Consider the following 13307-nt stretch of genomic DNA (forward strand, 5'->3'; position numbering starts at 1 on the left):
AAGGTCACCGTGTAAAGAATATGTAAAAGGATGTAAAGTTTCCCGAAACAGGAACTGCTGCCGTCATTACATGGCGGCAGCAGCATAAAATTCTTTTTTCTTAAACCCGTCTCAGATCTCCAGTCCGGAGCACGGATATCAGTACAGCAGTTCTTTTATATACTCCTTATTTGCTTCCAGATCAATAGTGAGAACTGACATGCTGTCATATGTGTCAAACTCATAAGTCCCGTCCCGCGGCACAGCAGCCTGCTGGGTCTTCAGGTGCTCCACTCCCATAACATCCGTAGCAAGGCTGTACAGTTCTGTCACTCCCATATTTGTGGATACCTGGGTCATACAGAACTTAATCAGCGGCAGGATATCTGCCGGATTTTTATTCTCCATTACTTTATTATAGATTCCGTAAAGCACGCTTCTCTGTCTGCTGGTACGGCCGAAGTCATTGTCCAGGCTTCGGTTTCTTGCATGTGCCAGCGCCTGAGATCCGGTCAGCGTTACCCAGCCGGACTGAATATCCGGCATTCCGGTCTGTCTGTAATACTCGGCCTCTTCCTCAGTAAGATTTACCTGAATGCCTCCCAGTTCATCTATGATCTCTACCAGATTTTCGAAGTTAATAATAATATAATCCTGGATATCCAGATCAAACTGCTTATTCAGCGTATTAATGGTAAGGCCCACACCGCCGTAAGCAAATGTATGCCCCAGCTTACTCATGCCGTATCCGTCGATATCAATCAGCGTATCTCTCAGGAAAGAAATAACGGTGGCTTTGCCTTCTGCTTTATTGAACGATACGAGCATCATCGTATCTGAACGCCCCAGCTCCGCGTCCGGGTCACGGGCGTCGGAACCTACAAGAAGAATATTTACTACATCCTGATCTTTCTGGTCCTCCCTGGCGATCTGGACCTCATCCGCGGTAGGATCCACGTCATCCGGATCCACGATGCCTACACTGTCATGATTCAGACTCCACACAATTGATCCGAATAGGCCGGCCACTGTCAGGATACAGATGAGAAAGAGAATGATGATAGCCGATGCCGCTTTATGCTTCTTCATCCATTTCCGCAGGCCGTTTTTCTTTTTCTTCTTTTTCCCCTTTTTCTTTCCTGTTTCTATTTCCTGTTTTTCGCCGTCATCCTTCTTCTGCTTTTCGCGTTCGGCTTTTTCTGCTCTCTTCCGGCCGCGCCGTCTGACATTTTGTTTCTTCTCAGCCGCCTCCGCAGCCTGTTCTTCAGTTTTTTCCACGGCCTGTTCTTCAGAAACATCTTCTGTTCTTATATCATTTTCTTTCATCTGGCAAGCCTCCTACTCCTTAATCACACGGCCTGATGCGTCCTCGCGTTTTCCGGTATTTTTCAGTTTCCCGTAACGGGAATAATGGCTGTAGCGGCCATACCGTCCATAGCGGCCGTAGCCGTAACCGTATCCATATCCGTATCGTCCGTCTTTTACCCCGGAATCTCCGTTAAACACAAAGCCCAGAATATCTACTTTCCGAATGGATAATGTCTCTATGCCGCTCCGGATTTTATTCATCTTGGTATAATCCGCACGGATCACATATAATGCTGCATCCACATGCTTTGCAAGAAGGGATGCGTCTACAAGCAGCTCAGCCGGAGCTGTATCAAGGATAATGTAATCCGCCTGTTTCCTGAGTTTTTCCAGCAGCTCTCCCATCTGCTTCGTTCCCAGCAAAGCCGCGTCTTCAGTGTTTGGAGTTCCTCCGTACATGATCTTCAGTGAGCCTCCCGGGATCTCCGCATCTGTAAATGCATGCTGCCATGCGATCTTATCTCTGAGAACAGCCCCCAGACCGCAGTGCTTTTTCTCGTTGTGCATAACCTGCGCAACCGAGGGATTTCTCAGATCACAGTCGATCAGAATGACGGATCTCTTCTGTTTGGCCAGAGCAATGGCAAGATTTACGGCAACTGTCGTCTTTCCTTCACCCGGCACGGAACTGGTAACCATCAGGACCTGCGCGTCCTTCATATCCATCTCACGCATCATGCGGATTCTGAGACGGCGGATTGCTTCTTCATATGCCGGAGATACTCTTTCATCCAGAATATTAATATTATTATTCTCTGCATTTTTCCTTTTTTTGCGCTTTACATAAGGCAGGCTTCCGAGATCGTGAATATTGATCTGTTTCTTCAGCTGTTCCTTTGTATGTACTGTACGTTTCAGAAATACATAAAGGCAGAGAATCACGGCGCTGATCAGAATTCCCTGAACTGCGCCCCGCCTGTATGAGCCCCGTATCACAACTTCCCTCTGTGTATCAGAAGGAATTCCGGTCTCATCAAGGATCTGCAGACGTGTCTCACCGAATATATATTCCGCTACTTCCGGGTAATTTTCAATAACAGATGTAAGGATATTATATGCCATCTGCGGATCATCGGAAGATACGGAGATGGTCAGCATATTCATATCTTCTTCCGCGTCTACACTGATAGAGCCCGGCAGGTACGTAAGCCCCAGATCATTCTGAATCACATCCCGGAGCACGCCGCTTGTCAGTATATACGGAAATATGGACGCCATTTCCTGGGCGGAAGTAATATTTGTATACGAGCCGCCCGGCGTGGTAACCGACACCGTGGCAGAAGCGACATACTGGGGTGTGTAGGAAAAAGTTGTAGAAAAGTAAGAGCGCGCGGTACATACAATTACAATTACCAGCATGAGAAGCCACAGTCTCCGGAAACCGTTCCAGAAGGCCGCCACAAGATTCATAATATCTATTTTCTGTATTTCTTCGTTTTTATTATTCTCTGAATTTTCTCTGATCTCACTCATCACTGACTTCCTTCTGTTTCTTACCATAATTGCCGTAATCACCATAACGGCCGTAGTATCTGCCTACAGTTGAGCCCGCAATCGTACCGAAGGACTGAACACTGTTCAGAACAACGCCCAGCACTTTTGACTTCTGCGCGCGGAACTTGTCAAGCACTGTGTTAACGTCTTCCGCCAGAACGAAATTCTGCCGTTCCACAAAAAGCACTGTGTCTGCATACTGGCCCCACAGTTCTGCGTCTCCCAGCACGCCTGCGGGAGGTGTGTCTATAATTACAAAATCCGCCGATTCCCTGCACCGGTTCAGGAATTTCCATGTAATGTCCGTCTGCAGAATATCGGTTGACGATGAGTAGCAGTTTCTTCCGCCGATTACATACAGTTTGGACACTTCCGTGTTCATCAGCAGATTAAAATCCTGTTTTTCTCTCTTGAGAAATTCTCCCAGCTCATTTTCTTCTTTCGGATGAAGGCCGAAAATAAGGAACTGGGACGGGCGTCTTAAATCTCCGTCAATCAGAATTACCCTGTAATCCTTCTCCGCCAGGCTGATGGCCAGGTTGGCTGCAACCGTAGATTTCCCCTCGTTCTCTGAAACACTGGTTACCGCCAGCGTTTTATATCCTTCCTTTTCCATCCGGTATTCCACCCGGGAAGAAAACTTTCTGTAGCTTTCTACAAACCCAAAACCGGCCAGCGGATCATTGATCAGAAGCGCCTTTTTCTTCCGGCGGAACAGTTCCCGCAAAGATTTATATTTGAATTCATAAGTCAGCGCGCCCAGGCTTCTGGCATCCAGCTTATCTTTCAGATCATCCTCCGTCTTCAATGTATCCTTCAATACAGAAAGAATCCCGAACAGAACGACCATTGCCGCTGCCGCCAGCACAAATACTTTTTTCATCGTGCTTTCCGTGTTCAGCGGATTAACAGGTGAAAACGGCACGGAAGGATTCTGCAGAATATTCAGCGTAATATCTCCTACCGTATAAAGGGTAATATCCGAATAATTTTCCAGAATCCCCTCCATTATGTCAAAGGAATCCCTGGGATTGTCCGCGGTCACCCGCAGATCCAGGAGATTGGTGCCTTCCGCGACGCTTGCCTGAATATCCGCCTCAACCGCGTCCACACCCAGTTTTTTGCAGAGGATATCCTGCATGGCTGAACTCTCGACTATCTTCTGAAATGTGGTGGCCATTGTATTCGCCGTACCCAGAGAAGAGTAGGACGCGGAACTGTTCCGGTACGAAACAACAAATGTAGCTGAAGTTGTGTACTGCGGAACATATCTTATATTCAGCACAACAGAAGAAATCATCGCGGCAGAAAGCGCCGCCAGAAGGATTACCCACCAGTTTACAAGGATATCATGTATCAGAGTAAATGGTTCTATCTTATAATTTTCCAGTGTTTGTCCGGTTGTTTTCTCCATCGGTACTACCTCACTACTACTGCCAGTTTCGTTGTCGCCGTTTCGCCGTCATCCGACGTATATGTGTAATCCACATTATAAGTACCGGCCGTGTTATAATCGATTTCTTCTGAAATATCCACATCTGACTTGTCACCCGGGGCAAATGAATCATCGTCATCAAACAGATACTCTGTGCCGCTGCTTTCCAGACCGATCAGCAGATCAGAAAGATTTACCGATTTACCCACATCCGTATAAACAATATAATCCGAAAGAACCGGATAATATTTGCCCCGTTCATTTTCCGGATCTGTCACTGTAACGGTAAGATTTACGGAGCAGGTATCGCCCGCGCTGTTGCTTACCTGTACAGTAACCCCATAATCACCGGCCTGGGAAACATAGGCATTGTCATTATATGTCGCGCGGATCTCCTGACTGATATCACCGTCCAGGCAGTCCTGTACGCTCATGCTGCCGGTCAGATCAGCCTCTTCCATATCATCCAGACTGAATCTGAGCGGCGCACTCAGTCTGATCTGAGGCGAAGTGTAGTCTGTATACTCCAGATTTCTTGTCAGTGTAGCCGCATTATTTGACTCATCAAATACAACATAATTTACTGTCCGTTTTCCCGGCTCCGTAAAGTTTGACATCGATGATACCCGAATTGACTCTGTCAGGTCACCGTCCTTATTGTCAGTGGCCTGCAGTCCTTCAAGCATTTTGCTCTCATCATCCTCCACACTGACAGAAACGGTATCCGACTCTGCAGTAATTACAGGAGGGACTTTATCCTGCGTCATTCTGGTCATGATATTATATCCGATATATGCGATCAGTGACAGAATAAAAACGGCCACCACCGCGGCTCTGAGTTTTCTCATCGTACATGCTCCTTCCAGCCATATGTCTTTTCAAAAGGAATTCTGCGGAACTGAACCGGTTTCACTCCATTGCAGATATTTCTCGGATTGATCTCAAACAGCGCATCCAGATATTCTTTCGGATACTCTCTGCTGAGATGATCATACGCGTCCGCCATACATGTGGTTCTGCGGATCGGGCTGTGGGCGTCGCTAGCCACAGCTGTCACAAGATTATGATTCAGAAGTTCATATGCCGTCTGCTGAGCCCCGGCTCCGAACCTTCCCATAAAACTGCCTTTATTGATCTGTATCTCGCACCCTTTCTTTTTCCATTCAGAGATAATCTCCGGATCATCCTGCACAAATTCATACCGCTCTGCATGGGCAATCAGAGGGATTGCCCGGACTTCCATTACCTGCCGTACCATCGCGCCGGCAAAATCCGGATCCTCCTGAAAATCAAACTCCATAAGGACATATCTGGTCCGGTTAATCGGAAATATCCGGCCCTCCGTCAGAAGCCGCGGAAGATCTTCTGTCGTAAAGACTTCCATTCCCGCCAGAAGCGTAATGCCCGGCTGCTCTCTCTGTATAATCTCCTTCGTTTTCCGGAAGACCCGGCAGTATTCTTTTCCAAAATAATTGTTATACTCTCCGGGAATATTGCAGTGGGGCGTCGCGACAATAACTTTCGTCCCGTTTTCATAAGCCAGCGCCGCCATCTCAATACTGTCATAGATATCCGCAGCGCCGTCATCCATTCCCGGAAGTATATGTGTATGTATATCTATCATTTATCCTTTCCTTCAAAATACGACAAAATAATTCACCGGTATCTGCCTGACTTCTTTCCTGCAAATTCAATTCTGTCTGACAGACTGACGATTTCATCCTGACATTATAGCATATTTCCTCATGGCTGAGAACATAATCCGTCAGGTTTCCATATATTTCAGCCCTTTGCCGATTCATTGTCGCCGGGATGCCTCCGCCTTGTGCATATCGCATACAGCCCTGTAATAATCCTTCTGGCCGGAAGAATCCGTATCCACACATGTTCAAAAAACTCCCACCAGAAGTCCCCCGGCTCCAGCATCCTGCCCTTCCGCTTCACCTTAATAACCCGCGCAAATATCTGATCCCGCCTTAGCGGCCCCTCAACCTGAACCTGCGCGTCGCCCGCCATATAATAGGCGTCTCCCCTTTTTTTGTATATGCGGTGCATCACATACTGTCCGCCGTCCCTCTGATAGAAAACCATATCTCCTCTGCGCAGCTCTCTGTCCGGTCTGGTGAAATAAATATAATCCCGGTTGTGACAGAGAAATGGCGACATACTGCTCCCTGCGATCAGCATGGAAACCACCTTTCCTTCTTCGGCGATCTCCCGAAGTACGGATACATATTCTCTTGTATCTACAACTTTCCCGGCCATTCCGGACTCTCCTTTCGCCTCTGCACTTCCCCCGGCAGAAATATTCCCCCCTGAAATTCTGTCAGAAATCCATAGCCATGCGGCTGGATTCTTCTTCGCTGAGTTCCGTTACTTTTGTTTCCATAACACGGTAAACTCTCTGGCACAGATTCAGTACACTGGGACGATGTGTAGTTACAATACATGTTTTATTCGGATGCTGCTTTACTATGTTGCGCAGTACCGTCCGTTCTGTCGTCACATCCAGAGCCGATGTTGCCTCATCCAGAAGCAGCACCGGTGAATTTCTCAGAACAGCTCTTGCAATGGCAATACGCTGGGCCTGTCCTTCTGAAAGTCCGCGGCCTCTTTCTCCTACATTGCTGTTAATCGTATCCGGCAGCTTCTCTACAAAGTCCCAGGCGCAGGACACTTTCAGGGCTTCGATAATCTCCTCGTCTGTAGCGTCCTCTTTCACCATGCGCATATTTTCCGCGATTGTGCCGGAAATAATTGTATTTCCCTGAGGAACATAGGCAAAAAGATGCCTGGTTTCCGCGTTCATCTCTATCGTTTTTCCATCCGACGCACTAAGACTGACTGTGCCGTCCTGGGGACGGATCAGTCCCAGAATCAGACGGATCATTGTAGTCTTTCCTTCACCGGAAGGGCCTACCAGAGCAACAATTTCACCGGGGTTGGCCTCAAATGCAGATTCTGTAATCACACGGGTTCCCTCTACATAAGAGAAATTCACATCTTTCATCCGAACCCGGAATCCGTCTTCCACATACCGGTCCATCTCGCTGCTCTCAGGGATATGAACTTCCCTTGGGAGCTGCACCAGTTCACGGATTCTGTGGGCAGATACGGAACTGTTCAGAAATGACGGAATAATGGACACCACATTGCTGAATGCCGACGACAGTTTGCTCCGCTGCTGAAGGAACAATGTCATTGTTCCATATGTAATATCATTGGTCCACAGACGGAACAGACAGTATCCGAACGCCAGAAACTGAACCAGAGTTCCCATGACAGACATGAGAATACTGGTCTTGATGCTGAACATGTTGTACTTCAGACTGATATCCCGGAACTTTCCCTGCCACCAGCGCATTTTCTTACTGTAGTGAGGCGCGATGCCAAAAGACTTGATCGTATCAAAATTATAGATGGCCTCTACTTCAAATGTCATCAGATCCGAACTCATCTCACGGACTTTCTTGCTGTAGTCCCTCTGTTTTTTAATCATAAACCGGGACATGAGCAGCATAAACGGCGCGCTTCCCAGAGCGATCACAGCCATGATCCAGTCATAATGCAGAATCACAAAAAACGTGGCTATAAAATTGTAAATTGCTATTATGATAGTAGGAAGCCAGCTGATGGCATTGCTGCTGACCGTACCGATATCTCCGTTAAAACGGTTCAGAATATCTCCATTGGAATACTGATTCAGAGAGAGCCAGTCCGCATCCACAATCTTGTCAAAAATATCCGCCTGAATATCATTGTTAATATCAATGCTCAGTTTTGCGGTGATCCGGCTGATAATGCTGCTGAACACAAGACTGAACACTGTGCTTCCTACCATGATAGAAACCATGACCCACAGCCTGCTGGAATCATGCCCGGTAATAATATCAATCATGTATTTGCTCGCCACACTGCTGACCAGTCCCATGGAGGTGCTGAAAATACCCAGGATCAGATAAAACGCAATGGCGCCTTTGTATCTGACACTGTAGCTGAAAATCCACTTCCAGTCGTCTATAATCTCTGCGAAAGTTCCGTCCTTCCATCTGGAAATAAGTATATCCAGAGATTCGAAGGCCGGATTTTTATTTTCATTCTGCTGATTCTCTTCGTCCATAATTCACCTCTTTTTCAGACTTTAACACGCTTCCCCGGCAGGATCTGCCGCGGCGAATCCTGCCCGTACAGGCGCGCCGCGCCCGTTCTGCGAACAATTATACTATTTTTGATTAAAAAAGCAATCTGTCAAATTGACAGAACCCTCTCCAGACAATCTACCGCTTCCTCAGAAATCGTACATCCCAGGTGATATACCGGTACCTTTTTCAGGAAATCTTCAATCAGATCCATTGTATGGATATGATCCTCCATATTCCACTTATTTACTGTAATCTGGCTGTACAGCAGCGGAAAGGCCCGGCCGGGAGACAGTTTCTCCACATGGTTTTCCTCCGCCTGGCTCAGCATAACTACCGCCCGGATCGGGACCGTCTCATTAAAACACACTTCCGACGTGCCGCATACCGGCCATCCCTGCGCCGTCCATCTGCCGTCAATCTTTCCGAGAAGAGAACGGTCGCCGTTTACCGTTCGGCTTCCCCGGTACTTCTCCCACAGGTTTGCCTGTGTCGTCTTACCTGTCTCCGATGGCGCGGAGAAGAGGATGGCTTCTCCCTGATATTCCACATATGCGCAATGAAGAATCATACTATCCTTCTTCACAAGACGGCGCTCTAAAGCAAGAAGTGAAGTGAACATCGGATCGATATGCAGTTCTTTGATCTCATCTCTTACAAGCGCAATCTCCGCCCTGTCCTCTGTCACTTCCCGGTAACAGGCATATGGCTCCGGCCGCCCTTTTACGCCGATCAGACGGCACTCAAAGTTCTCCCTCTTTTCTGTCTCACATCGAAATACAGCGAGATCCGGACGCTGCGCGATAAGCTTTCCCTCCGGATCAGGAAGTGTGTTTGAAACATTTATCTGATAAGTGTATTCAGCGCTGTCTGATTCGCATTCAAACTTCATAAAATTTTCCGGCGGCATTACTTCCTCCGGACAGCATAGTCTGAACACGAAGTCACCGATCTGAAATATCCTGTCCATTCTGTATCTTCTCCCATTCTTCTCTCAGTAATCTCAAAGACTCTTCCGCATACCGGCACATATAATCCGGCACGCCATCGTAGCTTCCCGTCTCCAGCAGAGCGCTGGCCGCGCAGGTCCGGCAGAGATGTCTCATATGACATGTGCTGCATTTCGCATTCAACAGTATCTTGCCAGTCTCCTCCACAATATACTTCCACGCATTCTCAAAGCCGACCTCAAATACAGAAACAGCCGGTTCACTCAAAATCACACAGGGGCGCATTTCACCCTGCCAGTTAATAGTGAACGAACACTGCCCCGCCATACAGGACATGTGTCCCGGTTTTGTTTCTGCCGGTTCCGGGTGATCCGCCCTGTAAATTGACTGCTGTACATACTGAGGGAACAGCTCCGGCCCCATCTCTCGTTTCAACGCATGGATTCTCGCCTGCGCCGCCTCCTCCGGATTTAAACGGGACTGCATGTTGTAAGGCAGGTCGCGCTCTCTTGTCGCCGGCATCATGTAGGTATCAACCCGAACCGGAATCTCCAGTTCTTCCTGGACATCCAGTAATTTGTCAAGATCATCCCTGTTCGCCCGGGTAAGGCTGCCGCCCACCTTCACGTCCACGCCGTTCTCCCGGAGCAGACGGATACCCCGCAGTGTCTTCTCAAATCCGCCGGGATAATGACACAAATTCGCATAAGTCTCTTCATCAGTCCCGTAAAGAGTAATATTTACCCTGCGGGGTTTATATTTTCCCAGGAACCCGGCCAGGTCTTCATCAATCAGCGTACCGTTGGTATTAATAGTCAAAATCATGCCCATATCCCGAAAGCCAAGGTAAAGCTTTCTGAAATCAGGATACAGGAAGGGTTCTCCGCCTGTCAACAGAAGAAATAAGACTCCGGCATCCTTCATTTGCCTGCCGATCTCCAGCCACTCGTCTGCGGTGCGAAGCCTTCCCTGCCGTTCCATCTCCTCTCTGCTGAGCCGGACATAACACATATCACAGTTCATGTTACAGAGGGGGAGTAGTTCAATACTCCCGTTGGCCGGGGTGCGGGTGCGCTTTGCCTGATCGAGAATCATGCGTTCAACTGTGGTTGCGCCTTCTAATTGTTCCATAGGATGGTCTCCTTTCGGGGTAAATAAAATAGACCGGAGGGCTGTTCCGGTCTATCGTGATTATGTAGTTAAATATTATGATCTAGTTGTCTCCCAAGAGTCCATATCGAGGTTTTTAGTTGCATGATAATCATCTATATATGGGCCAAAAATGGACCACCCCATTTCAAGCCAAACAATTACGCCTTCTCCAGAATCCTGCCTTCCATTTCCATTATAATCTACAAATCCATCATAAAAATCATTTATCGCTGAGGTAACATGTTTATCTTCACACGGTTTGTACCCACCAAGCCGTTCGCGGCCCCTATCCACATGGACTCCATCTACAGCGCCGTCCCTATTTGGATAATAGTAAAGTGTTCCTCTAGGCGCATTACATTCAAAATAATATTCCACTCCACTGTCTCCACAAGCCGCAACATATTCATTCGCCTCAAACTGCTGCACTCTGGTCAGCGGTCTTCTCCACACTTTTCTTCCCATAATCTTACTCCTCCTTCAACAATCCATATCTTAAATATTCTCTGACAAAATCTTTTACGCCCTGTTCCAGTTCGCCATCGGGGTCAGAATACTCTTTTCTCGCCTCAGCGATCACATCTTCCACTGTCCTTGGCTCCTGAAACGCCTGCCACAAAAACCGGCAGGTATCATTCAGCGATATTACGCTGTTCTCAAATATCCCCGCTTCGCCGACAGGCACCAGTACGGCTTCTCCTGCCACATTTCTCAGCAGGAAATCGGGGTTTGCTTTAAACATCCTGACGCCTTCCTCTTTTGTATTTTCCGGAAGATGCTCCTGAGAATCGGAACCGGAGAGCATCTCGGATGACTTTTCTTTTCTCTCCAATATATTCCTCCCCTGTTTACCTATCATATCTATCTCATTACTATAGCACAACTTATTTGATTGTCAATGATGAAAAACACAGTTTTTTTATAAAAAATTCACAATTTATGGGCATTTTTGAATGTTTTTACACTTTATTACATATAATTGACATTTTATTACATTTGCATCCAAATCAGGAAATCATTACATTTCAGTCGTCTTTTCCATTTCTTTCAAAAGCAGTTTTTTATACTCTCCCGCATATCTGCACAGATATTCCGGCAGGCCGTCGTAGTTGCCTGTCTCCAGCCAGGCGCTGGCAGCACATGTTTTACATATGGGGCGAAGCGGGCATTCTGTGCATTTATCATTAATCCTGAATTTCTTCGCCTTTTCGGATATTTCCCGCCAGGCAGCCTCAAATCCGGTTTTAAATACAGGTACAGACGGCTCTTCCAGCGTAACGCATGGACGCATCTCTCCCTGCCAGTTCACTGCAAAAGAACAGTTTCCTGCCATACAGGTGATACCGGACGGATATCCGGTTACAGTCTGTTCTGTCTGTTCCAGTTTCTGTTTTACATACACCGGGAACAGCTCCGGATCCATCTCAGCCCGTATTGTCTCCAGTTCTGCCGCGGCCGCTTCCTCCGGCATCAGTCTGGCCTGTTCTTCAAAGGGCCTCCTTCTCTCATGAATACCGGGCAGCATATAGGTATCCATATGGACCGGCGCCTCAAGCTCCCGGCCAATGGCATATATTTTCTCCATATCATTACGGTTGGTTCTGGTTACACTGCCATTGATTTTCACATCCACGCCCCGATCTTTCAGCAGCCGGATCGCTTTTTTCGCCTTCTCAAATCCTCCGGGATAATGACAGAGTTTCTCATAGGAGCTGTCGTCCGCCCCGTAAAGGGTAATGTTAATCCGCCGGGGTTTGTATCTGCCGAAAAAATCCGCCCATCCTTCATCCAGAAGTGTGCCGTTGGTATTGACAGTCAGGATCATTCCCATCTGCCTGAGCTCTACATACAGTTTCCGAAAATCAGGAAAAAGCAGAGGTTCCCCGCCGGTCAGAAGAAGGAACAGCACTCCGGCCTTCTGCATCTCCCGACCAAGGCTGATCCATTCGTCTGCCGTACGCAGCCCGCCTTTTGCCTCTGTCTCCCTGGCGCTAAGCCGCACATAACACATATCACAGTTCATATTGCAGAGGGGCAGAAGTTCCAGACTTCCGTTAATGGGCCGCTGCGCTGCCGACGCCCGGCGCAGCATCCTCTTTTCCATTGTATTCGTTTCCATTGGCATCGGATCCATATTCGCTATTCCTCCAAAAAAAGAGTGCCCTGGCAGGACATAACCCCGCATGTGACACTCCTTGTCTTTCTTTTATTTTTCTCTATGTAACTGAAAATTATGAGCGATTCGGATGGCCATAATCAGCTGTAGATACTGTTCCCATATGATACCATGTTCTATTCCCGGATGACGTAGTCCAGTAAATAGTGTCCCCCGGCTCTACATCGCTGATACTTGATGAAAGCCAGTGATAATTAGAGTTTTTTGTCAAACGTGTATTAAGATTGCCAAGCCCCGATGTATTTATTTCCATAACGGAAAAGGAACCATTGTCATTTTTTGTTATGTACTGGTTATCCTCATGTCCGCAGCCGGTTCCATCGCTTCGTAAAGTATGTGTTGCCCCAGTTCCTTCATACCGCGCCATATTAGGATTATTTATTCCTGCTTCTCCTCCCTGAATACCATAAGTACACGCAATCGCCCAGCAAGCCGCTACATACTCATTCGCCTCAAATACCTGTACTTCCGTTCTCGGTTTTACCCATCTTTTCATAATCAATGTACCTCCCAACTATGATTCACTGTCCATTTGATAATTCTATGACAAAGCGACGTACATCGTCATTATTAATCCCTGCGAGCTGTCAGATCAATGGTGCATTCTCATAACA

Annotated in this window: 13 protein-coding genes; all 13 read right to left on the reverse strand. The window is 47.5% G+C overall.

All coding sequences use genetic code 11. The features are described 5' to 3' along the window. Positions 1 to 138: 138 nt before the first annotated feature. Positions 139 to 1305: an LCP family protein gene (locus tag AC0QUU_RS14740; RefSeq protein ID WP_474543665.1), complete on the reverse strand. Its 1167-nt coding sequence runs from the start codon at positions 1303 to 1305 to the stop codon at positions 139 to 141. A gap of 12 nt (positions 1306 to 1317) precedes the next feature. After that, entirely contained in the window at positions 1318 to 2820 is a 1503-nt protein-coding gene (locus AC0QUU_RS14745; RefSeq protein ID WP_474543667.1) for a polysaccharide biosynthesis tyrosine autokinase, read from the reverse strand. Then, on the reverse strand, positions 2813 to 4255 hold the full coding sequence (locus AC0QUU_RS14750; protein ID WP_474543669.1) for a polysaccharide biosynthesis tyrosine autokinase: 1443 nt from the start codon (positions 4253 to 4255) through the stop codon (positions 2813 to 2815). Before AC0QUU_RS14750 ends, AC0QUU_RS14745 begins: the two co-directional genes overlap by 8 nt. A 5-nt stretch (positions 4256 to 4260) precedes the next feature. Then, entirely contained in the window at positions 4261 to 5124 is an 864-nt protein-coding gene (locus AC0QUU_RS14755) for an immunoglobulin-like domain-containing protein (protein WP_474543671.1), read from the reverse strand. Further along, on the reverse strand, positions 5121 to 5900 hold the full coding sequence (locus tag AC0QUU_RS14760) for a tyrosine-protein phosphatase (protein ID WP_474543673.1): 780 nt from the start codon (positions 5898 to 5900) through the stop codon (positions 5121 to 5123). Before AC0QUU_RS14760 ends, AC0QUU_RS14755 begins: the two co-directional genes overlap by 4 nt. Before the next feature lie 158 nt (positions 5901 to 6058). Then, positions 6059 to 6541: a S24/S26 family peptidase gene (locus tag AC0QUU_RS14765; protein ID WP_474543675.1), complete on the reverse strand. Its 483-nt coding sequence runs from the start codon at positions 6539 to 6541 to the stop codon at positions 6059 to 6061. A 61-nt stretch (positions 6542 to 6602) separates the two neighbouring features. Continuing rightward, the gene (locus AC0QUU_RS14770) at positions 6603 to 8396 is read right to left on the reverse strand and encodes an ABC transporter ATP-binding protein (protein WP_474543676.1); all 1794 of its coding nucleotides are present in this window, start codon (positions 8394 to 8396) and stop codon (positions 6603 to 6605) included. A gap of 128 nt (positions 8397 to 8524) precedes the next feature. Then, positions 8525 to 9385, reverse strand: a complete 861-nt coding sequence (locus tag AC0QUU_RS14775) for a hypothetical protein (protein WP_474543678.1) — start codon at positions 9383 to 9385, stop codon at positions 8525 to 8527. After that, positions 9360 to 10496, reverse strand: a complete 1137-nt coding sequence (locus tag AC0QUU_RS14780) for a radical SAM protein (protein ID WP_474543680.1) — start codon at positions 10494 to 10496, stop codon at positions 9360 to 9362. Before AC0QUU_RS14780 ends, AC0QUU_RS14775 begins: the two co-directional genes overlap by 26 nt. 75 nt (positions 10497 to 10571) lie before the next feature. After that, entirely contained in the window at positions 10572 to 10982 is a 411-nt protein-coding gene (locus AC0QUU_RS14785) for a hypothetical protein (protein WP_474543682.1), read from the reverse strand. A 4-nt stretch (positions 10983 to 10986) separates the two neighbouring features. Then, positions 10987 to 11349: a PqqD family protein gene (locus AC0QUU_RS14790; RefSeq protein WP_474543684.1), complete on the reverse strand. Its 363-nt coding sequence runs from the start codon at positions 11347 to 11349 to the stop codon at positions 10987 to 10989. Positions 11350 to 11535: 186 nt separating this feature from the next. Continuing rightward, a complete protein-coding gene (locus AC0QUU_RS14795; RefSeq protein WP_474543685.1) occupies positions 11536 to 12651 on the reverse strand; it encodes a radical SAM protein in 1116 nt (371 codons plus the stop codon). Between the two features lie 97 nt (positions 12652 to 12748). After that, positions 12749 to 13189, reverse strand: coding sequence for a hypothetical protein (locus AC0QUU_RS14800; protein WP_474543687.1), 441 nt, complete (start codon positions 13187 to 13189; stop codon positions 12749 to 12751). Positions 13190 to 13307 lie beyond the last annotated feature (118 nt).

Source organism: Mediterraneibacter sp. HA8405 (assembly GCF_056148955.1).

Bases quoted from the DNA above. Each gene is read 5' to 3' on its own strand.
- AC0QUU_RS14800 (WP_474543687.1), bottom strand. From the start codon at position 13,189: ATGAAAAGATGGGTAAAACCGAGAACGGAAGTACAGGTATTTGAGGCG.
- AC0QUU_RS14770 (WP_474543676.1), bottom strand. From the start codon at position 8,396: ATGGACGAAGAGAATCAGCAGAATGAAAATAAAAATCCGGCCTTCGAA.
- AC0QUU_RS14745 (WP_474543667.1), bottom strand. From the start codon at position 2,820: ATGAGTGAGATCAGAGAAAATTCAGAGAATAATAAAAACGAAGAAATA.
- AC0QUU_RS14760 (WP_474543673.1), bottom strand. From the start codon at position 5,900: ATGATAGATATACATACACATATACTTCCGGGAATGGATGACGGCGCT.
- AC0QUU_RS14755 (WP_474543671.1), bottom strand. From the start codon at position 5,124: ATGAGAAAACTCAGAGCCGCGGTGGTGGCCGTTTTTATTCTGTCACTG.
- AC0QUU_RS14775 (WP_474543678.1), bottom strand. From the start codon at position 9,385: ATGGACAGGATATTTCAGATCGGTGACTTCGTGTTCAGACTATGCTGT.
- AC0QUU_RS14780 (WP_474543680.1), bottom strand. From the start codon at position 10,496: ATGGAACAATTAGAAGGCGCAACCACAGTTGAACGCATGATTCTCGAT.
- AC0QUU_RS14765 (WP_474543675.1), bottom strand. From the start codon at position 6,541: ATGGCCGGGAAAGTTGTAGATACAAGAGAATATGTATCCGTACTTCGG.
- AC0QUU_RS14740 (WP_474543665.1), bottom strand. From the start codon at position 1,305: ATGAAAGAAAATGATATAAGAACAGAAGATGTTTCTGAAGAACAGGCC.
- AC0QUU_RS14750 (WP_474543669.1), bottom strand. From the start codon at position 4,255: ATGGAGAAAACAACCGGACAAACACTGGAAAATTATAAGATAGAACCA.
- AC0QUU_RS14795 (WP_474543685.1), bottom strand. From the start codon at position 12,651: ATGGATCCGATGCCAATGGAAACGAATACAATGGAAAAGAGGATGCTG.
- AC0QUU_RS14785 (WP_474543682.1), bottom strand. From the start codon at position 10,982: ATGGGAAGAAAAGTGTGGAGAAGACCGCTGACCAGAGTGCAGCAGTTT.